General features: G+C 53.6%; 28 protein-coding genes and 1 other RNA gene. 21 read left to right on the top strand and 8 right to left on the bottom strand.

Annotated features, from left to right (window positions below; all coding sequences use genetic code 11):
* Positions 1-31: 31 nt before the first annotated feature.
* Positions 32-2,299 (top strand): hypothetical protein, encoded by a 2,268-nt coding sequence (locus JWF83_RS02005; RefSeq protein ID WP_413648265.1) that lies wholly within the window; start codon positions 32-34, stop codon positions 2,297-2,299.
* A 56-nt stretch (positions 2,300-2,355) separates the two neighbouring features.
* Here the strand turns inward: JWF83_RS02005 and ridA are convergent, their stop codons facing one another.
* The 3 genes from ridA to pyrB all read right to left on the bottom strand — a co-directional run bounded on the left by ridA (position 2,356) and on the right by pyrB (position 4,234).
* The gene (gene ridA, locus JWF83_RS02000) at positions 2,356-2,742 is read right to left on the bottom strand and encodes a 2-iminobutanoate/2-iminopropanoate deaminase (protein WP_413648264.1); all 387 of its coding nucleotides are present in this window, start codon (positions 2,740-2,742) and stop codon (positions 2,356-2,358) included.
* 79 nt (positions 2,743-2,821) lie between these two features.
* On the bottom strand, positions 2,822-3,286 hold the full coding sequence (pyrI, locus tag JWF83_RS01995; protein ID WP_413648437.1) for an aspartate carbamoyltransferase regulatory subunit: 465 nt from the start codon (positions 3,284-3,286) through the stop codon (positions 2,822-2,824).
* A 12-nt stretch (positions 3,287-3,298) separates the two neighbouring features.
* Positions 3,299-4,234 carry an aspartate carbamoyltransferase gene (gene pyrB, locus JWF83_RS01990; protein ID WP_413648262.1) on the bottom strand — a complete coding sequence of 312 codons (936 nt, stop codon included), beginning with the start codon at positions 4,232-4,234 and terminating at the stop codon, positions 3,299-3,301.
* Here pyrB and JWF83_RS01985 point away from each other — a divergent pair.
* Positions 4,233-4,463, top strand: a complete 231-nt coding sequence (locus tag JWF83_RS01985) for a hypothetical protein (protein ID WP_413648261.1) — start codon at positions 4,233-4,235, stop codon at positions 4,461-4,463. The genes pyrB and JWF83_RS01985 overlap by 2 nt on opposite strands.
* Before the next feature lie 18 nt (positions 4,464-4,481).
* On the opposite strand, the gene argF is transcribed toward JWF83_RS01985, so the two are convergent.
* Positions 4,482-5,492, bottom strand: coding sequence for an ornithine carbamoyltransferase (gene argF / locus JWF83_RS01980; protein WP_413648260.1), 1,011 nt, complete (start codon positions 5,490-5,492; stop codon positions 4,482-4,484).
* 164 nt (positions 5,493-5,656) lie between these two features.
* Here argF and rraB point away from each other — a divergent pair, with 164 nt between their 5' ends.
* From rraB to miaE, 4 genes are all read left to right on the top strand, one after another.
* Positions 5,657-6,079: a ribonuclease E inhibitor RraB gene (gene rraB / locus JWF83_RS01975; protein ID WP_413648259.1), complete on the top strand. Its 423-nt coding sequence runs from the start codon at positions 5,657-5,659 to the stop codon at positions 6,077-6,079.
* A gap of 244 nt (positions 6,080-6,323) precedes the next feature.
* Positions 6,324-6,725: a DUF5675 family protein gene (locus JWF83_RS01970; protein WP_413648258.1), complete on the top strand. Its 402-nt coding sequence runs from the start codon at positions 6,324-6,326 to the stop codon at positions 6,723-6,725.
* Between the two features lie 204 nt (positions 6,726-6,929).
* Positions 6,930-7,325, top strand: coding sequence for a hypothetical protein (locus tag JWF83_RS01965; RefSeq protein WP_413648257.1), 396 nt, complete (start codon positions 6,930-6,932; stop codon positions 7,323-7,325).
* A gap of 46 nt (positions 7,326-7,371) precedes the next feature.
* The gene (miaE, locus tag JWF83_RS01960; protein ID WP_413648255.1) at positions 7,372-8,151 is read left to right on the top strand and encodes a tRNA isopentenyl-2-thiomethyl-A-37 hydroxylase MiaE; all 780 of its coding nucleotides are present in this window, start codon (positions 7,372-7,374) and stop codon (positions 8,149-8,151) included.
* A 19-nt stretch (positions 8,152-8,170) separates the two neighbouring features.
* Here miaE and yjgA read toward each other — a convergent pair whose 3' ends face one another.
* Entirely contained in the window at positions 8,171-8,713 is a 543-nt protein-coding gene (yjgA, locus tag JWF83_RS01955) for a ribosome biogenesis factor YjgA (protein ID WP_413648254.1), read from the bottom strand.
* 111 nt (positions 8,714-8,824) lie between these two features.
* On the opposite strand from yjgA, the gene pmbA reads away from it, so the two are divergent.
* The 11 genes from pmbA to JWF83_RS01900 all read left to right on the top strand — a co-directional run bounded on the left by pmbA (position 8,825) and on the right by JWF83_RS01900 (position 18,508).
* On the top strand, positions 8,825-10,165 hold the full coding sequence (gene pmbA / locus JWF83_RS01950) for a metalloprotease PmbA (RefSeq protein ID WP_413648252.1): 1,341 nt from the start codon (positions 8,825-8,827) through the stop codon (positions 10,163-10,165).
* 92 nt (positions 10,166-10,257) lie between these two features.
* Positions 10,258-10,644 carry a cytochrome b562 gene (gene cybC / locus JWF83_RS01945; protein ID WP_413648250.1) on the top strand — a complete coding sequence of 129 codons (387 nt, stop codon included), beginning with the start codon at positions 10,258-10,260 and terminating at the stop codon, positions 10,642-10,644.
* Positions 10,645-10,963: 319 nt separating this feature from the next.
* Positions 10,964-11,302 (top strand): glycine dehydrogenase, encoded by a 339-nt coding sequence (locus JWF83_RS01940; RefSeq protein ID WP_413648248.1) that lies wholly within the window; start codon positions 10,964-10,966, stop codon positions 11,300-11,302.
* Between the two features lie 67 nt (positions 11,303-11,369).
* Positions 11,370-11,732 carry an SFCGS family glycine-rich protein gene (locus JWF83_RS01935; RefSeq protein WP_413648246.1) on the top strand — a complete coding sequence of 121 codons (363 nt, stop codon included), beginning with the start codon at positions 11,370-11,372 and terminating at the stop codon, positions 11,730-11,732.
* A 2-nt stretch (positions 11,733-11,734) separates the two neighbouring features.
* Positions 11,735-12,031 carry a DUF4312 family protein gene (locus tag JWF83_RS01930; RefSeq protein WP_413648244.1) on the top strand — a complete coding sequence of 99 codons (297 nt, stop codon included), beginning with the start codon at positions 11,735-11,737 and terminating at the stop codon, positions 12,029-12,031.
* Between the two features lie 33 nt (positions 12,032-12,064).
* Positions 12,065-12,841 carry a DUF4311 domain-containing protein gene (locus tag JWF83_RS01925; RefSeq protein WP_413648242.1) on the top strand — a complete coding sequence of 259 codons (777 nt, stop codon included), beginning with the start codon at positions 12,065-12,067 and terminating at the stop codon, positions 12,839-12,841.
* Positions 12,842-12,855: 14 nt separating this feature from the next.
* Positions 12,856-13,503 carry a DUF4310 family protein gene (locus tag JWF83_RS01920; protein WP_413648241.1) on the top strand — a complete coding sequence of 216 codons (648 nt, stop codon included), beginning with the start codon at positions 12,856-12,858 and terminating at the stop codon, positions 13,501-13,503.
* A 49-nt stretch (positions 13,504-13,552) separates the two neighbouring features.
* Positions 13,553-14,686, top strand: a complete 1,134-nt coding sequence (locus JWF83_RS01915) for an amidohydrolase/deacetylase family metallohydrolase (protein ID WP_413648240.1) — start codon at positions 13,553-13,555, stop codon at positions 14,684-14,686.
* Positions 14,670-15,791, top strand: coding sequence for a DgaE family pyridoxal phosphate-dependent ammonia lyase (locus tag JWF83_RS01910; protein WP_413648238.1), 1,122 nt, complete (start codon positions 14,670-14,672; stop codon positions 15,789-15,791). The genes JWF83_RS01915 and JWF83_RS01910 overlap by 17 nt, the downstream gene beginning before the upstream one ends.
* The gene (dagF, locus tag JWF83_RS01905) at positions 15,788-16,528 is read left to right on the top strand and encodes a 2-dehydro-3-deoxy-phosphogluconate aldolase (RefSeq protein ID WP_413648236.1); all 741 of its coding nucleotides are present in this window, start codon (positions 15,788-15,790) and stop codon (positions 16,526-16,528) included. The genes JWF83_RS01910 and dagF overlap by 4 nt, the downstream gene beginning before the upstream one ends.
* A 69-nt stretch (positions 16,529-16,597) precedes the next feature.
* Positions 16,598-18,508, top strand: a complete 1,911-nt coding sequence (locus JWF83_RS01900; RefSeq protein WP_413648235.1) for a BglG family transcription antiterminator — start codon at positions 16,598-16,600, stop codon at positions 18,506-18,508.
* A gap of 107 nt (positions 18,509-18,615) precedes the next feature.
* Here the strand turns inward: JWF83_RS01900 and rnpB are convergent.
* An RNA gene (rnpB, locus tag JWF83_RS01895) (RNase P RNA component class A) lies at positions 18,616-18,994 on the bottom strand.
* 32 nt (positions 18,995-19,026) lie between these two features.
* The gene (gene rsmI, locus JWF83_RS01890) at positions 19,027-19,893 is read right to left on the bottom strand and encodes a 16S rRNA (cytidine(1402)-2'-O)-methyltransferase (RefSeq protein ID WP_413648234.1); all 867 of its coding nucleotides are present in this window, start codon (positions 19,891-19,893) and stop codon (positions 19,027-19,029) included.
* Between the two features lie 62 nt (positions 19,894-19,955).
* Here rsmI and JWF83_RS01885 point away from each other — a divergent pair, with 62 nt between their 5' ends.
* From JWF83_RS01885 to dolP, 4 genes are read left to right on the top strand one after another with little or no spacing between them, the layout of a single operon-like run.
* On the top strand, positions 19,956-21,974 hold the full coding sequence (locus JWF83_RS01885; protein ID WP_413648232.1) for a penicillin-binding protein activator: 2,019 nt from the start codon (positions 19,956-19,958) through the stop codon (positions 21,972-21,974).
* Positions 21,932-22,327 carry a YraN family protein gene (locus tag JWF83_RS01880; protein ID WP_413648231.1) on the top strand — a complete coding sequence of 132 codons (396 nt, stop codon included), beginning with the start codon at positions 21,932-21,934 and terminating at the stop codon, positions 22,325-22,327. The genes JWF83_RS01885 and JWF83_RS01880 overlap by 43 nt, the downstream gene beginning before the upstream one ends.
* Before the next feature lie 14 nt (positions 22,328-22,341).
* Entirely contained in the window at positions 22,342-22,932 is a 591-nt protein-coding gene (gene diaA, locus JWF83_RS01875) for a DnaA initiator-associating protein DiaA (RefSeq protein ID WP_413648229.1), read from the top strand.
* A gap of 10 nt (positions 22,933-22,942) precedes the next feature.
* The gene (gene dolP, locus JWF83_RS01870) at positions 22,943-23,515 is read left to right on the top strand and encodes a division/outer membrane stress-associated lipid-binding lipoprotein (protein WP_413648228.1); all 573 of its coding nucleotides are present in this window, start codon (positions 22,943-22,945) and stop codon (positions 23,513-23,515) included.
* A gap of 50 nt (positions 23,516-23,565) precedes the next feature.
* On the opposite strand, the gene JWF83_RS01865 is transcribed toward dolP, so the two are convergent.
* Entirely contained in the window at positions 23,566-24,270 is a 705-nt protein-coding gene (locus JWF83_RS01865; RefSeq protein ID WP_413648226.1) for a pirin family protein, read from the bottom strand.
* Positions 24,271-24,356 lie beyond the last annotated feature (86 nt).

Here is a 24,356-nt window from a genome sequence, read left to right as displayed (position 1 = left end):
GTATTCCCGCATCTGTCACAAGGAGAGGAAGATGCCAGCCCCCATTCCAACCAGCGGATCACAGTTAGTGCCCTGGACCGGCCAGCCGTCGGTCACCAGCAGCGACGGATTATTGCCGGTTACTTCTGTAGCCAATACCCCCCTCACGCCTGCGCAGATCAGTGTGTTCAGAGGGCTACCGTCAGGTCGGCTATTTCCCCGGGGAACAGCGCCGGTTTCCTCTTTATTGTCGCCGCTGCGGCTTATCGCCGCCCACGACCAACAGATCCTGAACCCCGACGAAAAAAGTGCTATCAGTTGCTGGCTGAAAACGATGCCGGATGTGGTGGAAAAAATATTTCGCCAAACGGTCGGGTTACATGAAAATACGCTGCGGGAAGCTATGGGTAAAACCGGGCTCAGTGCGGATGATAAAGTCAATATAACCCAGGCGTTGAAACAATTTATCGTCACGCCAAACCCTGACCGGCTAAGGGGGATAAAAAACATCGTTCTCGCTCATCAAACGTTGTCTGCTGCTGATAAAAATAAATTGCAGCAGCAGCTGCAGCAGATAGCCAGGTGGACGCAGGATAACCTTACACCGCGGCAGAAACTGCCCGATATTGATTTATTAGCGCTGGCATCCGTACTAAATGATGACGTTATCGCGATGCTGGTTAAATCAGGCTGCACAGAGGCACAGTTACGCAATTTTATCAGCGACAGCACTGCCGTTAAGCATATCATTGATTGCGATTTACTGATGGTGGGGAGCGAAACTATTGGTGCAAAACTTCAGTCTCTGGCAGAGGATAATCATGAGCTGGCCGCTCGCCGATGTGAAATAGAAAGGATTATCGCTGAATTTGAATCCGCGATGTATTCTATTGCCGGTTATCTTGATTATGGCTATGTGATGCGCCTTGATGACGAACAGGATGTTTTTACGCATACTCTGGCGCACAATTATCCTGCGGAGAATTTAGATTACCTTGCCGATCCGGCCAGTTTTGACCATCACCCGAACGCCGCAGTATCCAAAGATGAAGTGCTTAAAAACCGGCTAATCAGAATGCTGGAGATAAATTTTCTGCGCAGTTACCCGCTGATAAAACTGTTTCAACAAATCTACCGGCATAGCCCGCTCATTATGGAAAGGTCGATACTTAACGCTGAGCAGCTGAACTTATTCAACAACAGGGATGACATCAGGAAACTCGGCTGGCAGATTATGTCGCAGTATGCTGAACGGGCCAGAATGTTGCTGGCAAATATGGATATCGTGCCCTTTATCTTTGGCGATACCCTCCAGCCGCCGCCGGTAAATACGACAGAGGTATGTGGTTATCGTGGATTGCCTTTTCATGTTATTGACCACTGGCTCAGCAATGAGAAAATTTCCGCGCAGCGCCTGAGGTATATTATGCAGTATTGCAATGAACGTCTTGGCGAGATCAGCGAAACGGGGGAAATCGATCTTGCATGGATGGAGCCATTCACCGATGCCACCCTGGAACGTTTTTTTTGCACCGGGACAGACTTAACGCATTATCTGTATGACGGCGAGGGGTTTTTCTTTGGCAGGGCGCTAAAGAAAATCGGCCAGATGATCATCAGACCCGATTATGACCATAAGCATCTGCCAGAGTTTTTGGCGTGGGTCAGAGAGAAGCTTGGCTGTTCAGCGAGTGATAATGATCTGGCATACTTATTATTTTTCAATCAACCCAATAGTCAGGATTTGGTGACAGGATGGTTACATAACCCTGCGGTGAATGCACTCTCCCTGAGAAGTATTGCCTCGAAAATTCACCTTGCTGAAATTTACCCGCAGAAGTCCCCTTATCCGCAGCACAGAATATCCGATGATTTGCAACGCGTAATAAAAAAACTTATCACACCTGCGGCACTGAATAATATCCAGCGTGTCGACAGGATACGCGATAGCGTTAATAATTTATTGCCGCGGGAAAGGGTGTTATCTTTTATCGCGCAGCACTTTGCTATACGCGTGATTCAGGAAGATGGGCTGGATGAATTTCAGCGCTATTATGATCTCTCGGGTGAAGAATATACCAGCCTGCCGGCTGAACAGGCGGCGGCGCTGGTTGTGCGTCCCGGCAGGTTAACACCGGTGAATGCCGACGGCAGCCTGCGCGAAACCATCGGGCTGGAATCGGGTGATAATCATACGTTGCTGCGGGAAGTGCTCCGCTATATCCGTTATCGTGACGGGTTCCATCCAGACGGTGAACAGCTTGACCAGGCGTTGTTTGCCCTTGAGCAACAACTACCCGGCATTGCCGGGATCCAGTAGAAACATCCGTAAGAGAGTGATCCTTCCTCCGCGGCAAAACGGAGGAAGGGCGACCATCAGCGACGTACGGCGATCGCTTCAATCTCGATCTTCACATCTTTTGGCAAACGCGCCACTTCCACGCAGGAGCGTGCCGGGAAACTGGCTTTATGCTCGGTGAAAAAGGCTTCGTAGGTGGCATTAACCGTAGCGAAATCATTGAGATCTTTGACAAACACCGTGGTTTTCACAATATCGCCCACCTGCAGACCCGCTGCTTCGACGATGGCCTTCACATTTTCCAGCGACTGACGCGCCTGCGCTGACACCTCGTCCGCCACCGCGCCGGTTTTTGGATCAACCGGGATCTGGCCTGAAGTGATAATCATACTGCCAAGATCCACACCCTGAACATAAGGTCCGATAGCGGCAGGTGCATTTTCCGTACTGATTTCGCGGGACATACCTTCTCCGGTTTGTAGGGGCGGCATTAATGCCGCCCGTGCTGATAACAGGCACCCATTATAAGTTTGTGCCTGACGATTACCAGTTTGCCAGCACTACATGATGGGCAAACTCTTTCTCACAATACTTGCACTTCAGATGCACGTCATCATGACGTTTTTTAACTGCAAAGCTGGACGTCACTGGCTCGCTACGACTGATACAGTTACTGTTCGGGCAGGTGAGTACGCGCTCAATACGGTCTGGCAGCGTTGGTGAGATCTTGCCGACGACTTCATACTCATCAATACGGTTAACCGTGGCATGTGGCGCGTAAACCGCCAGCTGATTGATCTGATCGTCGGTGAGAAAGGTGTTTTCGATCTTAATCAGATCTTTACGTCCCAGTTCACCGGAAGGCAGATTCAGGCCGATGGTAATACGCTGATCGGTTTCCGTCAGGCGAAACAGGGTCAACAATTTAAAGCCAATCTGCGCCGGAATATGGTCGATCACCGTACCGCGTTTAATCGCTTCAACCTGCAGTTTGTTATCATGTGTCATCATTGTTTCCCCTTACAGAGCCAGTTCGCTATTCAGTACCAGCGCCAGCAACGCCTGACGTGCGTAGATGCCGTTACCCGCCTGCTGGAAATACCAGGCATGCGGCGTGGCGTCGACATCGGTGGTGATTTCATCAATACGTGGCAGCGGATGCAGGACTTTCATATTATCGCGTGCGCCGGCCAGATCGCTGGCGCGCAGAACAAATTGCGCCTTCACATTGGCGTATTCCGATGGGTCCAGACGCTCTTTCTGGACGCGGGTCATATACAGAATATCAACCTGCGGCACCACCTCTTCAAAGGTGTCATGACGGCTCCAGACCACACCTTTTTCATCCAGCATATCGGTGATGTAGGATGGCATCGCCAGCGCATCCGGGGCGATAAAGAAGAAGCGGTTACCGTCGAATTTCGCCAGCGCCTGCGCCAGCGAGTGTACGGTGCGGCCATATTTCAGGTCACCGACCATCGCCACATTCAGTTTGCTGAGACGGCTTTGCGTTTCCTGAATGGTAAACAGATCCAGCAGGGTCTGCGTCGGATGCTGGTTGGCGCCATCACCGGCATTCAGGATCGGCACGCCGCCGGAGAATTCGGTTGCCAGACGCGCTGCGCCTTCCTGCGGGTGGCGCATCACAATGGCGTCGACATAGGTGCCAATCACCGAAATGGTATCGGCAAGGGTCTCACCTTTTTTGCCGAGCGAGGTGTTGCTGCCATCGGCAAAGCCGACCACGGAAGCGCCCAGACGGTGCATCGCCGTTTCGAACGACAGACGGGTGCGCGTCGATGCCTCAAAGAAGCAGCTGGCAATCACATTATGCTTCAGCAGTTCCGGCTGCGGATTGGCTTTCAGGCTGGCTGCGGTGCTCAGCACCAGCTCCAGTTCTTCACGATCCAGATCGTTAATTGAAATTATATGTTTGTGATACAGCGGATTGGCCATGTTTCACTCTCCTCTACGCGTGCCGAACGACGGACAAAAAAAAGCCCCTGCAATGAGGGGCTTTTTTAACATCGGATATGCAACGGAAGGAAAAGGGGGCATCGTCTGCAAGCAGACGTTGTTGAGCGATAATGTCAAAGGTGCTCAGATGCATACTTCCTCCCGGCAAATTGTCGGGCATTATACTGAATCAGGATTTCGCGGCAAGCGAAAATCATCAGCGAAGTAAACGTTTGCTTCGCCGGTTTCAGGGCAGTTGCGCCAGGGTTGCCACCATTACGGCTTTAATGGTGTGCAGACGATTTTCTGCCTGATCAAAAACGATACTGTGGGCGGACTCAAATACCTCGTCGGTCACTTCCATGCCGCCGTGCAGGCCATACTGTTCGGCCATTTGCTGGCCCAGCGTGGTTTGATCATCATGAAACGCCGGCAGGCAGTGCAGGAATTTCACCTGTGGATTACCGGTTTGTTGCAGCATCGCCATATTAACCTGATACTTACGCAGCAGGGCGATACGCTCCTGCCATGTCTCTTTCGGTTCCCCCATCGATACCCACACATCGGTATAGATAAAGTCTGCCCCGGTAACGCCTTCCGCGATATCTTCCGTCAGGGTAATTTTACCGCCGGTTTTTTCTGCCGCCTGGCGACATTCCGCCACCAGCGCCTCTTCCGGCCAGCAGCCTTTTGGCGCCACCAGACGCAGATCCAGCCCCACCAGCGCTGCAGCTTCCAGCATGCTGTTACCCATATTATTACGCGCATCGCCAACATAGACGAAAGTCATCTCGCGCAGCGATTTCTGCGGCAGATGTTCCTGCATCGTTAGCAGGTCGGCCAGTAACTGGGTGGGATGAAATTCATTGGTCAGGCCGTTCCACACCGGCACGCCGGCGTATTGCGCCAGGGTTTGCACAATTTCCTGACCGTGACCACGATATTGAATACCGTGATACATCCGGCCGAGCACGCGCGCGGTATCTTTAATCGACTCTTTATGACCGATCTGACTACCGCTTGGGCCGATCCAGGTGACATTGGCACCCTGATCGAATGCGGCAACTTCGAAAGAGCATCGCGTCCGGGTCGAGTCTTTTTCGAAGATGAGCGCGATGTTCTTCCCTTTAAGGTGCTGAACTTCCTCACCATTTTTCTTATCGGTTTTCAGGGTGGCAGCCAGTGCCAGCAGGGCGTTAATTTCAGCCGGGGTAAAATCGAGCAGCCTGAGGAAATGGCGTTGATAAAACTGACTCATACAGCACTCCGTGTGTCGCCTTGAATGAATTAAAATTCAATTTAACCGTATGAATATGCATTTTCAACCCCAGGCAAAAGAAACTTTCTGTTTTGTGTAGTGGCGCGAACGGCGCTGTGGGAAAATAATCTAACTTACCGTCGCCTATTTTGAGGAACAGAATCATGGCCTACGAACAATTGCTGGAAGAGCAACGCGAAGAAACGCGTCTGATCATCGAAGAACTGCTGGAAGATGGCAGCGATCCTGATGCGCTTTATGCTATTGAACATCATCTCTCTTGTAACAATTTCGATTCACTGGAAAAAGTGGCTGTGGATGCATTCAAACTCGGCTACGAGGTGAGTGAACCGGAAGAACTGGAACTGGAAGATGGCACCACCGTCATGTGCTGCGACATTATCAGTGAAGGCGCGCTCAATGCTGAACTGATTGACGCCCAGGTAGAACAGCTGGTTAAGCTGGCGGCGCAATACAATGTCGATTACGACGGCTGGGGCACTTACTTCGAAGATCCTGATGCGCAGGATGATGATGAAGATGAAGATGGCGAAGTGGATGAGGAAGATACCGGCGTTCGTCATTGATTTTTTAGATAGTGGTCAGGGACGGTGAAATCACCGTCCCTGCGACATTTGGGGGTGAAAGGTAGCTAAATTCACAAAAACTGTGGGGCATAATATCGAAAAATAAACAGAAGGCGTTTAACATTGGCTGTCTGAAAATGTCTGTTTTAAACAAGGATGATTAAAATGGTATTTACGCTTTTTATCAAAAGATTTTGGCAAACAGAAAACTCAATTATTAGTGAGTTTCGTATATCCGGAACCGATGTTAAAGGTTATTTTCTGGAAAGACCTGGTATATAGACTGAAATGGCATGCAAGCCCAAAGTTTGCCAGGCATAGCCCCACACCACAGATGTTTAATGCAGAGGTTCCCTCTGATCGCTGGATTCTTATTCATCCGGGGAACAGTCCGCAAGATACTGATGGTTGTTGGTTGCCAGGAAAAGTAAAACTGGGTGACAGAGTGAACGCGAGCGGCCCGCTATATAATGAAATTAAAGCTATCCTTAATCAGAAGGGTATCCATAACTTCAAAGTTGTAATAAGTTCATGTTATGTTAATTTCAGATCAATAAATCTGGGGCATCATGAGAAAACGATTAATTTTATCTCTGCTGATGATGTTGTCCACGCCATCCCTGATGGCAACGGTGATTCTGACTGAGGGTGTCCTGCAGGCCTACTGGCAAGCCGACTGGAATGATAACGGCACAGTGAACACCCCGATATTGGGATTCAGATATTTTCCTGACGAAAAGTCATCTTACTATGGGAAGGTCATATATATTTCTTTTCCAGTTAACAGGGAGAAGGAAATATCTTTTCTAAAAAAGAGTGATATGCTAATCAGAAAGGAGATGCATCGGTAGTGAAACTTCAAAAGTCCAGTGATTGCGGCTCTTATTACTACTTCGCAGAACTTTCTTCTTTTACGCCGGATGTTTTATACAGTAAAAATGATGCGCTGCCAGAAGAGGCGGTTTATCGTTGCTCCAATAATTACCCTTACCTGACAAAATATTATCTTAAAGAAGGTCTGGGTATCGGTCATTTCAAAGCTGCTTCCAACGTGAATTCTGATGTTCACTCTTCTTTTGATAAGCATGATGATATAGTAAAAATAAAAACCATCAATAGTGAATGGTTATACGCAGCCGTGTATGATGAGAATAAAAAGGACAAGTTAGCAGAAAAAAGAGGATATGTCAGGTTGACAGATATCACACCTTTTTATGAGTTAGAAAATTATGTTTGCAGATGGTAGTTATGTTATTTTAAACATGTTACCCATTTTGACAATCAATATCACAATGAACTATTCCGAACTGCTTACCCCCATTCACGGCTTTCTGCATTGCCGTACGCCGCAGGCGTGGATTGATGAGGCGCGCAAGCCGGAAAATCTGGCGCTGCTGCTTACCGACCATCTGGTGTGCGAACTCAAAGCGGCGCAGACGGCTATCTGGCTGATCCGCAAATATGTGGCCGATAAACAGAGCGGCGAGGCGCTGCTGGCCTGGCTGAAGCCTTATGAAAACTTTGTCCACAGCGAAAACCACGACCTGCAATTTCTTGATGCCCATAAGAGCCTGTCGAAAAGCGTGATCGCCCGTGGCGATCTGCCTTACGCCGATGAGCTGGTGGAAAAAATGGTGCTGCTGATTAAAGAAGAGCTGCACCATTTCTACCAGGTGCTGGAAATTATGCAGGCGCGCAATATTCCCTATATCAAAATCACCGCCAGCCGCTATGCCAAAGGGCTGCTGCGCGAAGTGACCACTCATGAGCCGGATACGCTGGTGGATAAACTGATTTGCGGCGCCTATATCGAAGCGCGTTCCTGCGAGCGTTTTGCCAGTCTGGCGCCTTACCTTGATGCGGAGCTGGAGAAGTTTTACCTGTCGCTGCTGCGCTCGGAAGCGCGTCACTATCAGGATTATCTGGCGCTGGCCGCGCAAATTTCACCTCGCGGCATCGCTGCGCGCGTCAGAAAGATTGGCGAAACGGAGGCAAAATTAATTCAGCAACCGGACGCCGAACTGCGTTTTCACAGTGGTGTACCGGCAGCATTACTGCAGGGGCGACAGTGATGTCGCCCTTGTCGCTGACTCAGGCTTCGGCAAGTTCGCGCAGATACTGAAAAATCTGGCGGGAGGATTTTGGCGGTTTATTCGCGGCCTTCTCTTTTTGCGCATTGCGGATCATCGACCGCAGTTGCTGACGATCGGCATGCGGATAGAGATTCAGCACGTCCGGTACCGCTTCATCACCTTCTTCAACCAGACGGTCGCGCAGCATTTCCAGTTTATGGAACAGCGCAACCTGCTGGTTGTGGCGATTTTTCAGTTTATCCAGCGCCAGGCGAATCGGCTCTTCGTCGCGGGAACGCAGCATTTTGCCAATCAGCTGCAGCTGGCGGCGGCGGCCCTCTTTCTTAATTTTCTGCGCCAGATCAATGGCGGCACGCAGATCGTCATCCAGCGGGATTTTATCCAGCGAATTTTTACCGAGTTCAACCATCTCCGCGCCGAGGCGTTTTAACTCTTCCGCGTCGCGTTTAATTTCACTTTTACTGACCCAGATAATCTCATCATCTTCTTCTTCCTGATTATCGGGTTTATCATCGAGCCAGTCTTCGGGCTGCTTGGTCATGGTTAGGCTCCTAAAAAAGAGGCTAATGCTATCAGGTTATGTGCCTGGTGCGAAATTGTTGTCTGAGTCTGTTAGACTCAAATGATAACCCATTAATGATATGGCAGGCCGATGAAAGTAATCTCCCAGGTTGCAGAACAGCGTAAAACGCTTGAGCAGGCAGTCGCGCAAGCGCTTGAACTGGCGAAAGCCAGCACGGATGGAGCAGAAGTCGCCGTGAGCAAAACCACCGGTATCAGCGTCAGCACGCGTTACGGTGAGGTGGAAAATGTTGAATTTAACAGTGATGGCGCACTTGGCATCACCGTTTATCACCAAAACCGTAAGGGCAGCGCCTCCTCAACCGATCTCAGCCCCGATGCGATTAAGCGTACGGTGCAGGCAGCGATCGATATTGCGCGTTATACCTCGGCGGATCCGTATGCCGGCGTAGCCGATCGCGATCTGCTGGCGTTTACCGCGCCGGATCTCGATCTGTTCCATCCGTCCGATCTGGATGCCGAGCAGGCGATCGAGCTGGCCGCCCGTGCTGAGCAGGCGTCGCTGAAAGCCGATAAGCGCATCACCAACACCGAAGGCGGCAGTTTTAACAGCCATGTCGGCATCAAAGTATTCGGCAACAGTCACGGTATGCTGCAGGGCTACTGCTCCAGCCGTCATTCGCTTTCCAGCTGTGTGATCGCCGAACATAATGGCGATATGGAACGTGATTACGCTTACTCGATTGGCCGCGCCATGAGTGATTTGAAATCGCCGGAGTGGGTAGGGGAAGAGTGCGCCCGCCGCACTCTGTCGCGCCTGTCACCGCGGAAATTAGCGACGATGAAAGCGCCGGTGATTTTTGCCGCCGAAGTGGCGACCGGCCTGTTTGGCCACCTGGTGGGCGCAATCAGCGGCAGCAGCGTCTATCGTAAATCGACATTTTTACTCGATTCTTTAGGTAAACAGATCCTGCCGGAGTGGCTGACCATTGAAGAGCATCCGCATCTGCTAAAAGGGCTGGCATCCACGCCTTTTGACAGCGAAGGGGTACGTACACAGCAGCGCGACATCATTAAAGATGGCGTATTGCAAAACTGGCTGCTGACCAGCTATTCAGCGCGCAAACTGGGCCTGCAGAGTACCGGCCATGCCGGAGGCATCCATAACTGGCGCATCGCCGGTCAGGGAGCCAGCTTTGACGATCTGCTGAAACAGCTGGGCACCGGTCTGGTGGTGACTGAACTGATGGGGCAGGGCGTCAGCGGTATTACCGGCGACTATTCGCGCGGCGCCGCCGGTTTCTGGGTGGAAAATGGCGAAATTCAGTATCCGGTCAGTGAAATCACCATTGCCGGTAATCTGAAAGATATGTGGCGCAATATTGTCACCGTCGGCAGTGATATTGAGACCCGTAGCAATATTCAGTGTGGTTCAGTGCTGTTACCGGAAATGAAAATCGCCGGACAGTAAATAAAAACCTTAATCTTTGTATATTATTATCAGGTGGCCCCGTTCGGGCCGCCTTTTTTGTCTTCTCTTTTATAACAATAAGGAATGTCGTAATGCGTAAGCATGTGATTGCAATGTTGGCTGTATCCCTGTTGTGCGCCAGTAGTCCCGTGCTGGCGAAAGATCTGGCTGGTGATATGGATGTGCTGAAAGGCGCCTATCGCACAGTAATGAAGACCAGTGACGCTACTGAGTTAAAAAAAGCCTTAACGGATATGCGTGCTGCGGCAGTCGATTCAAAGAGCAAGACCCCGGACTCGCTGGATGGTAAAGCGCCAGACAGCCCGGAAGTGAAGGATTATCAGGCGGGCCTGGATACTCTGATTGGCCAGATTGATGCCAGTATGAAGCTGGCTCAGGCTGGTGATATCGCCGGAGCGAAAGCTGAAGCGAAAAAATTCGCCGACACCCGCGACGCCAATCACAAAAAATTCCGTTAATTATTCGGGGCGGCCTGGCCGCCCCGCTAACAGGTCATCACTATTTCTTATAGTTGCATTACTCCCCACTGTTATTTCCCCTTTTCGTCACCCGGTTGTGCAAATTCCTCCGGCCATAATGGCTATATCGTGATTTGTCTCTCATTTATTGCTGGTTAATTGCATGAAATAACGTTTTTTGTGCGTGAACAACTCAGCGCGGCTGCGATTTCCGTTTCGAAACGGAAAAAGTGCGTCTCCACACAACCGCCGCTGCGGGGTAATTTATTTTTAACGCGAAATATCGGGATGACGCCGTACTGGCAAAAGGGGTGTAAAGGTGAAAAACGCAGCGGTGGCGGTAAATTCTGCAGCGAGCACGGAAGCGATCCAGGCGCTGGCCGACAAGGTGATGGCGCAAATCGGCGCGCTGTTTAGCGCACAAACCATCCATCCCAATGCGGTACAGCAGCAGATGCTGGTGTCACATGTGCGCGCGATGGCGCTGCGCTCGCTGACCGGCGAAGCGCTGCCGGAAGTGGAGGAGGATCTGTTTGAAGATATCTCCCCACAGTCGATGCAACTGGCGCGGCAGGTGGTGGATCTGTTTGGCAATCTGCCGCAAGAAGAGGCGTGGTTGTTATCGGTGCACTTTGAGGTTGCCAAAGAAAATCACTAAACACCGGGGCGGTAATGATGCCGCCGGTGGCGAAAGAATTCTGAAACCACAGATTAAGGAACACAACATGTCACAAATCACCGTAGTTATTGGCGATCGTTTAGGTAAAGGTCAGAAAGTCGCTCTCGGCGTGGAAAAGGCCGGTGGTCGTGCCGTGGTGGTTCCCGGCGTCGCGGCAGATATGAAACTGGGGGATGTGATGCAGGCGGAAAACGCCAGTTTTGGCATCTCCTTCTGCGGCAGCGGTGGCGCCGGCGCGATTACCGCGCAGAACAAATATGGCTACAAAGCGAAGCACGGGATGCGCTCAATTGATGAAGGCGTAACCGCTATCAACGAAGGCTGCACGGTGTTGGGTTTTGGCTTTATGGACAAAGAAGAGTTGGGTGAACGTCTGGTGCAGGCCTGGAATAAAAAACACGGCGGCTGAGTATGAAGGAACAATTTACCACCACGGTAACGGTCAGCGGCAAAGGCGATAGCAAAGCAAAAGCGTTCGCCGACGCCCTGAGCCACGTGCAGAGCAGCGTATTGCGTTCCACCCATAAGATTCTACTGCGCATCGAGCCACAGGACGTGCGGGTTATTCGCGCGCAGGAGAGCGTCAGAAAAGAGACGTTCCTGTTCTTCTTTCTGGCGCGGGAACGACGGAACTACAGCGTGGAGCTGGAGATTACCGTCAACGTGACGGTGATAGATACCGATAAGGTTGAATTCACTGCTAACTAAAAACGTTGGGCAATAAAACCAAAGGAAAGACTAATGTTTTTAATTATTTTATTTAAATCGCTAATTATCGGCGGGCTGGTTGGTGTGGGGGTGGGCGCCGGTGCAGCGCGTATGTTCCACGCACCTGTTACGCAGGGGATGGGCGCATTTCGTACGCTGGGTGAACTGAATTCCTGTGAAGGTGATCCTGCCTCTCACTTCTCTTTCGGTCTGGGTTTTTTCTTTAACGCCTGGGCTTCTTCGGTTGCGGCGGGTTCTTTTACCCAGGACGTTGACCATCGCATTATCCCCAACTGGGGCGCCGCCGCGTTGATGGTCAAAAACCGTAACCTTGCGGAAACCCTGCACGATCCGAAACGAATGGCCATTGCCTGCGGCGTCATCGGCATGATCGTGGTCGCTTTTCTCAATACTACCGCCTCGGCGGTGCCTGCTGCGCTACAGGTTACCGCGGTAAAAGTGTTGGTACCGGCAGCTAACCTGCTGGTGAACACCGTGATGCCGGTGATCTTCTGGCTGGCGGCGATTGATGCCGGTAAGAAATCCGGCTTCTGGGCCACTATTTTCGGCGGCCTTGCGCAGCTGATTATGGGCAACGCGGTACCGGGCCTGGTGCTGGGTATTCTGATTGGTAAAGGCGTAGAGGAGAGCGGCTGGAACAAAGTCACTAAGGTGATGATGTTTGCCATCGTACTGCTGTTTGTTCTGAGCGGCTTCTTCCGTGGCTTCGATATGAAATTGTTGCAGTCGTTCCAGCTGGGTATCCCCGGCTGGCTCGACATGATCCACAACACCCTGAGCGGTAAGTAACGAGGAAGATGGCAATGAGTGATACGAAAAGCGGCTTCTGGTATGCCGACTGGTCCTTCCCGATTTTTGTCGGTCTGCTCTCCGCCGGGGTATTTGCCGGTACCCATATGTACTACCTGTACGGCATCGGTGCATTTAACGAAGTGGCCTTTGTCTCAATGCTGCGTGCCGGCATGGATACCGGTGTTTATGGCGCGGTTGCGGCCTTTGGCGCCAGCTTTCTGTTTGCACGCATTATTGAAGGTTCGCTGGTCGGGATCCTTGATATTGGCGGCGCCATTCAGACCGGTGTCGGACTGGGTGTCCCGGCGCTGCTGCTCGGCGCCGGGATTGTGTTTCCGGTGGCCAATTTTGCCGCCTCACTGGCAACCGGTCTGGTGATTGGCGTGATGATTGGCTATCTGATTATTCTGGCGCGTAAGTTCACCATCAACCAGAGCGACTCGACCTATGGTGCGGATGTGATGATGGGCGCCGGTAACTCCTCCGGTCGTTTCCTCGGACCATTGATTATCCTGTCGGCGATGGCGGCATCGATTCCGATTGGTCTTGGTGCGCTGGCGGGATCGCTACTGTTCTATCTGTGGGGGAAACCGATCACCGGCGGTGCCATTCTGGGCGCCATGATCCTGGGCGCCATATTCCCGATAGCCATCAGTTAAGACGTTGCCGGGGAGGCGTTCCCGCCCTCCCGGCTAAGGATTGGTATTTATGTTCGATCTGATTATTCGCCGGGCGCGGCTCAGCGATGAAAGCCTGATCGATATTGCGCTACGCGACGGCAAAATCGCTGCCGTCGGCGCGGTAGCAGGTGAGGCGAAACAACAACGCGATCTGGCCGGACGCTACTATCTCAGCGCCGGATGGATCGATTCACATGTGCACTGCTACCCGAAATCACCGATTTATCATGATGAAGCGGACGCGATTGGGGTCTCCAGCGGCGTCACCACGGTAGTTGATGCCGGTAGTACCGGCGCGGATGATATTGATGATTTTTACCAGCTGACGCGCGGCGCCACCACGCAGGTGTATGCATTGCTGAATATCGCCCGCACCGGCATCGTCACGCAGAACGAACTGGCGGATATGAACCAGATCGACAAGGTCGGAGTGCGCGCTGCGCTGCAGCGTTTGCCTGGCTTTATTGTCGGGATTAAAGCGCGCATCAGTAGCAGCGTGGTGGGGGAAAACGGCATCAAACCGCTGGTGCGGGCGAAAGAGATTCAGCAGGAGAATGGCGGCCTGCCGCTGATGGTGCATATTGGTAATAACCCGCCGAATCTCGATGAAATCGCCGACCTGCTGACCTCTGGCGACATTATCACCCACTGCTATAACGGTAAACCGAATCGCATTCTGACCCCGGCCGGACAGCTACGTGCAGCCATCAGCCGGGCGATCCAGCGTGGCGTGCGGCTGGATGTCGGTCACGGTAGCGCCAGCTTCAGTTTTGCCGTGGCGCGGGCGGCGATCGCCCGGGGCATTCTGCCGGACAGCATCAGCTCGGATATTTACTGCCGTAACCGCATCAGCGGCCCGGTGCATAACCTGGCGCATGTGATGTCGAAATTCTTTAGCGTCGGCATGACGCTGCCGCAGGTGATCGATTGTGTCACCGGTAAAGCGGCGCAGGGGCTGCGCCTGACAGGTAAAGGCCGTCTCGAACCCGGTTTCGATGCCGACCTGACCATTTTTACCGTCAAACAGGAAAACCGCCCGTTTGTCGACTCCGAAGGAGAAGGCGTTCAGGGCGAGAAACATCTGGTGCCATTAGCGGCAGTGGTCGCGGGCCAGTGGGTTGTGACCGATGAAGGGAAGGGCAATCATGACTTCGATTTATGAAAAATACGGTTTAAAGCAAGTGATTAACGCCTCCGGGCGCATGACCATTCTGGGAGTCTCTACCCCCAGCGCCACGGTGGTCGATACCGTCAACTATGGGCTGAATCACTACTTTGAAATCAAAGATCTGGTGAATAAAACCGGCGCTTATATCGCAAAACTGCTGAATGCCGAAGATGCGCTGGTGGTCTCCTGTGCGTCGGCCGGGCTGGCGCAGTCGGTGGCGGCGGTGATTGTGAAAGACGATGACTGGCTACTGGAAAACCTGCACGCCGCGCCGCTGAGCGTGCCGCACGATATCGTGTTGCCGAAAGGACATAACGTTAACTTTGGCGCACCGGTTGGCACCATGGTGATGATGGGCGGCGGCCGGCTGGTAGAAGCGGGCTACGCTAACGAATGCTCTGCTGAGCAGCTTTCCGCCGCGATTACGCCACAAACCGCAGCGATTCTGTATATCAAATCTCACCACTGCGTGCAGAAAAGTCATCTCAGCGTTGAGCAGGCGGCGGTGGTTGCGCGTAAACATGGCGTGCCGCTTATTGTCGATGCGGCGGCGGAAGAGGATCTGCAAGGTTATTACCAGTGTGGCGCCGATCTGGTGATCTACAGTGGAGCAAAAGCGATTGAGGGGCCGACCAGCGGTCTGGTGATCGGTAAGCAGCAATATGTCGGCTGGGTAAAGCGTCAGTCGGCGGGCATTGGCCGGGCAATGAAAGTGGGCAAAGAGGGGATTCTCGGCCTGACCCAGGCGATTGAAAACTACCTGACGCAGGAAAAAGTCACCGGCGAGCAGATGGTGGCGAAAATGACGCCATTTATCGACAGTCTTAACCGGTTGAACGGCATTCGTGCGCGCGTCGTCTGGGATAGCGCCGGACGCGATATCGCCCGCAGCGAAATTCACTGTGATGAAGCCGTGATCGGTCGCACTACCGGGGAGCTGGTACAGGCGCTGAAAACCGGTGACATCGCCATCTATTTTCGTGGTTATAAGGCCAATGAAGGCATCATTGAAGTCGATGTGCGCAGTGTCTCGCCAGAGCAGCTGAATACCATTTTTATCAGTATTAAGGCTTTGTTAGCAGGAGAGAAAATCGCATGACGCTGACGCCAAAATTTTACCGCGATCGCGTTTGTCTGAACGTGCTGGCGGGTTCAAAACAGAATGCGCAGGCGATCTGGCAGGCGGCGGAAGGCCACGTGCTGGTGGGCGTGTTGTCGAAAAATTATCATAGCGTCGACAGCGCCGTGGCGGATATGCGTGATTATGCGGCGCTGATCGATAATGCGCTCTCCGTCGGCCTCGGCGCGGGCGATCCCCATCAGTCGGCGATGGTTAGCGAGATCTCGCGTCAGGTTCAGCCGCAGCACGTTAACCAGGTATTTACCGGCGTGGCGACCAGCCGCGCGCTGCTGGGGCAGAGTCAGACGGTGGTGAATGGTCTGATTTCGCCCACCGGTACGCCAGGCATGGTAAAAATTTCCACCGGGCCACTGAGTTCGCAGGCGGCTGACGGCATTGTGCCGATCGAAACCGCTATCGCACTGCTGAAAGATATGGGCGGTAGCTCCGTGAAGTATTTCCCGATGGGCGGGCTGAAATCGGTCGGGGAGTTTACCGCGGTGGCAGCTGCCTGCGCGCAGTACGATTTCTGGCTGGAACCGACCGGCGGCATCGATCTGGAAAACTATCCGGCGATTCTGCAGATTGCGCTGAATGCCGGCGTCAGCAAAATTATTCCGCATATCTACAGTTCGATTATTGATGCCGACAGCGGCAATACGCGGCCGGCAGATGTCGCTACACTGTTGGCTATGACGAAAGAGTTACTGGCATAACCCGGCCGGGGCCGTTAATGGCCCCGGTATTCAGTGTTTGCACCTGCTTCCCTGTGATGGATAGGTAATGTGAGATTCCCCAATCAACGACTGGCCCAGCTGTTTGATGCGCTGCAAAACGAAACCCTGCCGCAGGATGAGCTGGCGCGACGTTTTGCCATCTCGACGCGCACCGTACGCACTGATATCACCGCGTTAAACCAGCTGCTGGCCGGGCACGGCGCCCATTTTGTGCTGACTCGCGGCGAAGGGTATCAGCTTAAAATTGATGATGCCGCGCGCTACAGCCGTTTGTTGCATGAGTCTCCGTCACATCTGCGCGTGCCACGCACTTCAACCGAACGGGTGCATTACCTGTTAACCCGCTTTCTCACGTCAGCTTTTTCCCTGAAGCTGGAAGATCTGGCGGAAGAGTGGTTCGTCAGCCGCGCCACGCTGCAAAGCGATATGGCTGAAGTGAGAGAGTGGCTGAACCGCTATAACCTGACGATTGAAACCCGGCCGCGCTATGGCATGAAATTGTTCGGCAGCGAAGTGTCGATTCGCGCCTGTCTGACCGATCTGTTGTATCAGATTTCGCGCCAGGCTAATGAAAGCCCGTTACTCAGTCTGGAAGCGCTTAACAGCGGTATGCTGGCGACCCTGCAGCCGCTGCTGCATCAGTGCTTCGCGCGTTTTCATGTGCGCATGAGCGATGACAGCGAGTACTATCTGCGCCTCTACTGTGCGGTGGCGGTGCGGCGTATCAGTGAAGGCTACCCGCTATCCGACTTTAGCGCTGAAGATGTCGATGACGATGTGCGCGACGCGGCGCGTCATATTATCAACCTGATGCGGCCGATTACCGGGAAAGCGATTTCCCCGGCGGAAGAGACCTGGTTACGGGTCAATATCGCCGCGCGCCGGGTACAGGAGATTGCGCCCAGCGCCATCAGTCCGGACGACGGCGATGCGCTGGTGGATTACATCCTTAGCTATATCAATAACCACTACAATTTTAATCTGCAAGCTGATGCCCAGCTGCATGCCGATCTGCTGACGCATATTAAGACCATGATCACCCGGGTGCGTTACCAGATTAATATCCCCAATCCACTACTGGCCAATATCAAACAGCACTATCCGCTGGCCTATGATGTCACCCTGGCGGCGGTATCCAGTTGGGGCAAATATACGCCTTATGTGATCAGCGAGAACGAAGTGGGTTTCCTGGTGCTGCATATCGGCGTCGGACTGGAGCGCCATTACAACGTTGGCTATCAGCGCCATCCCCAGGTAATGCTGGTGTGTGATACCGGCAACTCGACGGTACGCATGATTCAGGCGATGTTAATGCGTAAGTATCCGCAAATTGTGGTGAAAAACGTTATCTCGCTGCGCGAGTATGAAGCGCTGGCGGTAGTTGATGAGGATTTTATTATCTCCACTGCGCGCCTCAGTGAGAAAGATAAGCCGGTAGTGATCATGTCGCCGTTCCCGACCGACTATCAGCTGGAGCAGATTGGTAAACTGGTGCTGGTGGATCGCACCCGCCCTTATATGCTGGAAAAATTCTTTGATGCCAGCCACTTTCGCATTATCGACCAGCCGATGGAGCAATCGCAGCTGTTCCGGTTATTGTGCGATCAGCTACAGCAGGAAGGCTATGTCGACGACGCCTTTTACCCGTCGGTGGAAGAGCGCGAAGCGATTGTCAGTACCATGCTCGGGGAAGGGATAGCGTTACCGCACTCGTTAGGTCTGCTGGCAAGGAAAACCGTGGTCTATACCGTGCTGGCGCCGCAGGGAATTAAGTGGGGAGATGAAACCGCCCATGTGATTTTCCTGCTGGCCATCAGCAAAACGGAATATGAAGAGGCGATGGCAATCTACGATCTGTTTGTCACTTTTATGCGTGAAAGGGCAATGACCCGGCTGCGTGACAGCGCGGATTTCGCCAGTTTTAAGGCAATAGCGATGGATTGTTTAAGCCGGCTTTAGCCTGGGTACCTGACGTTGCCGCGCCGGTTATTTTGGCTAATGTGTTTTATGGGGCCGGCAAGAAATGATAAAACCCCCGGCAATACATATTGCCGGGGGTTTCTGATAGGTGAAACTGACCGATAAGCCGGGTTCTGTCGTGGACAGTCATTCATCTAGGCCAGCAATCGCTCACTGGCTCAAGCAGCCTACCCGGGTTCAGTACGGGCCGTACCAAGTGAACCCCTATTTGGCCTTGCTCCGGGTGGAGTTTACCGTGCCACGAACTGTTGCCAGCCGCGCGGTGCGCTCTTACCGCACCCTTTCACCCTTACCTGATCCCATAAATGGGCCATCGGCGGTTTGCTCTCTGTTGCACTGGTCGTAGGCTCTCGCCCCCCAGGCGTTACCTGGCACCCTGCCCTATGGAGCCCGGACTTTCCTCCCCTCTGTCTGTCTCCCCCCGAAAGAGGACGGCAACAAAGCGGCGACTGTCTGGTCAGCTTCGGCGCGGATAATAGGGTATTCCGCGCGCTTTGTCACCCCTCTTGCTGCTCCAGCGCATACTTATACAGCGCATTTTTCTTCAGGCCGTGGATCTCCGCAGTAATCGCCGCCGCCTTTTTCAGCGGTAATTCAGCCTGCAGTAGCGCCAGGGTGCGCAGCGCTTCAGCGGGTAGGGCATCGTCGGCCTGCTGCTTATAGCCTTCGATAATCAGCACCATCTCGCCTTTACGCCGGTTTTCATCCTCTTTCACCCATGCCAGCAGCTCGCCAATTGGCGCCCCCTGAATCGACTCCCAGGTTTTGGTGATTTCGCGCGCGAGCACAACATAGCGATCTGCGCCGAGAACTGTGGCAATATCCTGCATACTGTCGAGCAGACGGTGGGTAGATTCGTAGAAGATCAGCGTGCGCGGTTCCTGTTGCAAGGCCCGCAGCGTGTCGCAACGGCCTTTGCTTTTGGCCGGCAGAAATCCTTCGTAACAGAAACGATCGGACGGTAACCCCGCTGCGCTTAATGCTGTAATGGCCGCGCAGGCGCCAGGTAGTGGCACGACGCGGATCCCCGCTTCGCGACACCGCCGAACAAGGTGGTAGCCCGGGTCGTTAATCAATGGTGTGCCTGCATCGGAAACTAAGGCTATGCTTTGGCCTTCCTGCAGCTTCGCCAGCAACTGTTCTGTTTTCTGCTGTTCATTATGATCATGGAGTGCGAACAGGCGCGCATTGATGGCGAAATGTTGTAGCAACAGTCCGGTATGACGTGTATCTTCCGCAGCGATCAGATCGACGCTCGTAAGCACCGTCAGGGCACGCTGGGTGATATCCCCCAGATTACCAATCGGCGTAGGGACGATGTAGAGCGTGCTGGCAGAAATATCTGCCCGATCGAGTTGTTTCATTGTTTCATCCGAATTGCCGATTTAATATTGAGCATCTTGAAAAAAACATCACTGGATACAGTATGCTTCCTTCAAAAGTCGTTCGTAATAAAGCAGGACGCTTCGTGCCTGTCCTTCTGGCCGGGCTTATTTTAGCAGCATGTTCCGGTCAGGCACCGCAAACTCCCGGGGCAAATGTCCAGGAACCCGCAACAAAAACTTCCGACTATTATTTGCAGCAGATACAGCAAAGCTCAGATGATAACAAGGCTGACTGGCAATTACTTGCCATACGTGCGCTGTTGAATGAAGGGAAGTACCCGCAAGCCAGCCAGCAGCTCAGTCAACTGTCCGGCAAGCTGAGCAATAGCCAGCAGCAGGAACTGCAGTTGCTGAAGGCGCAGAGCGCGCTTGGCAGCCAGGATATCGCCGGTGGTCAGGCTATTCTCGATAAACTGGATCCGTCCGGTTTGTCGACCGATCAGCAGGCGCGTTACTGGCAGTTGCAGATTGCCGCTAACCAGAACCGCCCGTCGCTGACGCTGCTGCGCGCGCTGGTGGCGCAGGAACCGCTGTTGCAAGGTGATAGTCATCAGAAGAATATTGATGCCACCTGGCAGACGCTGGTGCAGATGACGCCGGATCAGATGAACAGTCTGGTGATTAACGCCAATGAAAATGTCCTGCAAGGCTGGCTGGATCTGCTGGGAGTGTATAACGCCAACCGCAACGATCCGGATATGCTGAAGGCCGGTATTAGCGACTGGCAGACGCGCTATCCGAACAATCCGGCGGCGAAAACCCTGCCGACGGCATTAAGCCAGGTGCAGAACTACCAGCAGGCTTCAACCGGTAAAATCGCGCTGTTGCTGCCGATGAGCGGTCAGGCGCAGATTTTTGCCAGTGCCATTCAGAAAGGCTTTAACGATGCGAAAAACGGTGTGTTAAGCGCGGCGCCACAGCCAGCTGCCGCGCCGGCTGCTGATGGCGCGTCGCCAGCGGGCAGCGCGCAACCGACGCCAACGGATGGCGCCGGCACGGCAGTCACCCCGTCAGCTGGCGCGGCGACCGATGCCAGCGCCACGCCGCCAGCGAACGCCACCCCACCCGTGGCTGCTGCTGCCAGCAATGCGGAAGTAAAAGTCTACGATACCAGTACTCAGCCGCTGGCTCAGGTATTGGCCCAGGCGCAACAGGATGGCGCTACTCTGGTGGTCGGTCCGCTGCTGAAAAACAATGTCGAGGAGCTGGCTGGCAGTCAGACGGCGCTCAATGTGCTGGCGCTGAATGAACCGGAGCAGATCCAGAACCGTCCGAACCTTTGTTATTTTGCCCTTTCTCCTGAAGATGAAGCGCGCGATGCGGCGCATCATATCTGGGATCAGGGCAAACGGGCGCCGCTGTTGCTGGTTCCGCGTGGTTCGCTGGGCGATCGCATCAGTGTCGCCTTTACCGCTGAATGGCAGAAACTGGGCGGCGGCACGGTACTGAAACAGCAGTTTGGCTCTACCAGTGAACTGAAGCAGGGGATTAACAGCGGCGCGGGTATCAGTCTGAGCGGAACGCCAGTCAGCGCACCGCAGCAGGCGCCGCAAAGCGTGGCCGTTGCCGGTCTGACTATCCCGGCGCCGACGGTGACGGCACCGCCAGTGGCCTCTGCCGGCAGTGTGGATGCGACTTATATCGTGTCAACGCAAAGCGAGCTGCAACTGATTAAGCCAATGATTGCGATGCGCGTCAGCAGTCGCGACAACGTGGCGCTGTATGCCAGCTCACGCAGCTCTCAGGCCGGAGCCGGTCCGGATTACCGTCTGGAGATGGAAGGGTTGCAGTTTAGCGATATTCCGCTGCTGACCGGGGCTAATCCGGCGCTGATGCAGCAGGCGGCGAAGTCATTTAATAATGACTATTCGCTGGTGCGTCTGTATGCCATGGGCATTGATGCCTGGACGCTGGCGAACCACTTTAGCGAAGTCCGCCAGCTACCGGGTTTCCAGCTTGAGGGCAACACCGGTAAGCTGAGCGCCACCCAGGATTGCGTGATCAACAGGAAGTTGTCATGGAGCCAGTATCGTCAGGGACAAATCGTTCCGGCCACCTGAGTCGCCAGCAACAGGGGGCGGACTATGAGTTAATCGCCCGCCGCTATCTGGAACAGGCCGGATTACAGTTCGCCGCCGCCAACGTCCGTTTTCGTGGCGGCGAGCTGGATCTCATTATGCGAGACCAGCAGCAATGGGTGTTTGTTGAGGTACGCTACCGGCGTGATGCCCGCTTCGGCGGCGCAGCCGCCAGCGTAACACGGCACAAACAGCGGAAGTTATTACGGGCGGCGGCAATTTGGCTGGCGATGCGCAACGCCAGTTTTGCTACACTCGACTGTCGTTTTGATGTCGTCGCTATCACCGGGGATCAGCTTGAGTGGTTGCCCGATGCGTTTAATGCAGAAGATTAAAATCGGGTGAAAACGTGCTGGAAAGAATTAAAGGTTGTTTTACAGAGAGTATTCAAACACAGATCGCAGCAGCCGAAGCGCTGCCTGATGCCATCTCGCGCGCCGCATTAACCATGGTTCAGTCTCTGCTTAATGGCAATAAAATTCTGAGCTGTGGTAACGGTACCTCCAGCGCCAATGCTCAGCATTTTGCCGCCAGTATGATCAACCGCTTTGAGACCGAGCGCCCGAGTTTACCGGCGATTGCTCTCAGTGCCGACAATGTGCTGCTGACCGCCATTGGTAACGATCGTCTGCATGACGAGATCTATGCCAAACAGGTGCGTGCGCTGGGCCATGCGGGGGATATATTGCTGGCGATTTCAACTCGTGGTAATAGCCGTGATATTGTAAAAGCCGTTGAGGCGGCGGTAACGCGTGATATGAATATCATTGCGCTTACCGGTTATGACGGCGGTGAGCTCGCCGGTTTGCTGGGACCACAGGATGTGGAGATTCGCATCCCCTCACACAGAAGCGCAAGGATACAGGAAATGCACATGTTAACCGTGAATTGCCTGTGCGATTTGATAGATAACACCTTATTTCCCCACCAGGATGTTTGAAGGAGCTTAAATGAAGGCATTATCTGCAGTGGCAGTTATTCTTACCGCCCTGATGCTACAGGGCTGCGCAGCAGTGGTTGTAGGTAGCGCAGCCGTGGCCACCAAATCGGCAACTGACCCGCGTACCGTCGGCACTCAGGTGGATGATGGCACCTTAGAGCTACGCGTCAACAATGCGCTGGCGAAAGATCAACAGATTAAAACGGAAGCACGCATTGTGCCAACCGCTTATCAGGGTAAAGTATTGTTAACCGGTCAGGCACCGAGCAGCGATATTGCCACTCGCGCCAAACAGATTACCGTCGGTGTTGATGGCGCCACCGAAGTGTATAACGAGATCCGTCAGGGCAGTAAAGTGAGCCTGGCCACGTCCTCATCTGACACCTGGATCACCACTAAAGTCCGTTCGCAGCTGCTGGGCAGCGATCTGGTGAAATCCTCTAACGTGAAGGTGACCACCGAGAATGGCGAAGTGTTCTTACTGGGCCTGGTGACGGCACAAGAAGCGAAAGCCGCCGCGGATATCGCCAGCCGGGTGAGTGGCGTCAGGCATGTCACCACCGCATTTACTATTCTGAAATAGCCTCTACAAGGGCGGCGTTGTCGCCGCCCGTCTTCCGGACTGTCCCCTAATCACACCGGTAAATCAATCACCAGCGCGCGCAGCGGCGACTCGGCGGTGAGCGTGACGCTCGCTTCTTCCTGCAAAAAGGCGCCATCACCACAGGTCAGCACCTGTTGCTGGCGTGAGTGGGTCTCCGCCTGCAATGCACCATGAATCGACTGCAGATAGGCGCGTGGTCCGTGCAGATTTACCGTCCAGCTTTCGCCCGCCGGCAGATCAATATGGTGGATCCACACCTGCTGACGCAATTGCAGACTATCCTGCGCGCCATCCGGCGAAGCCAGCAGGGTGGCAACCTGGCGTGGGTTAATGTTCACCCGCTGCATCAGGGCGTTCTCACGTTCCGGACAGGCATCAAGCCACAGTTGCATACGCGTCAACGGCGTCTCTTTACTGAGGTTATGCTCACTCCAGGTGACACCTGCCTGCGCGGAGAGCAGCAGGGCTTCACCGGCGCGGGCGCTGGTATGGTTGCCTTCACTGTCGCGATATTCCGCTTCACCCTGCAGGATCAGATTCAGAATATCGACCTTCGGATAGCTGCGTGGCTGAAAAGAAGCCCCGGGCGCCAGCACTTCCTGATTAAGCACGCGCAAAGAGGCGTAGCCGAGTAGTTGCGGGTCAAAATAGTGTCCAAAGGAGAAGGTATAGCGCGCTTGCAACCAGCCGTAATCGGCCTGGCCACACTCTTTCGCTGCACGTGATGTAATCATAATTGTTTTAACCTCCAGCGTCGTCCTGCCCCGGAGTGGCGGACGCTCTTCATGATTCCATGGTAAGTTTCTGGACGCCGGATTGT

Source organism: Pantoea sp. B65 (genome assembly GCF_047308185.1).
Classification (GTDB): Bacteria; Pseudomonadota; Gammaproteobacteria; order Enterobacterales; family Enterobacteriaceae; genus Erwinia.
The sequence above is the reverse complement of the archived record's forward strand: the minus strand, read 5'-3'. Positions and strand labels throughout refer to the sequence as shown.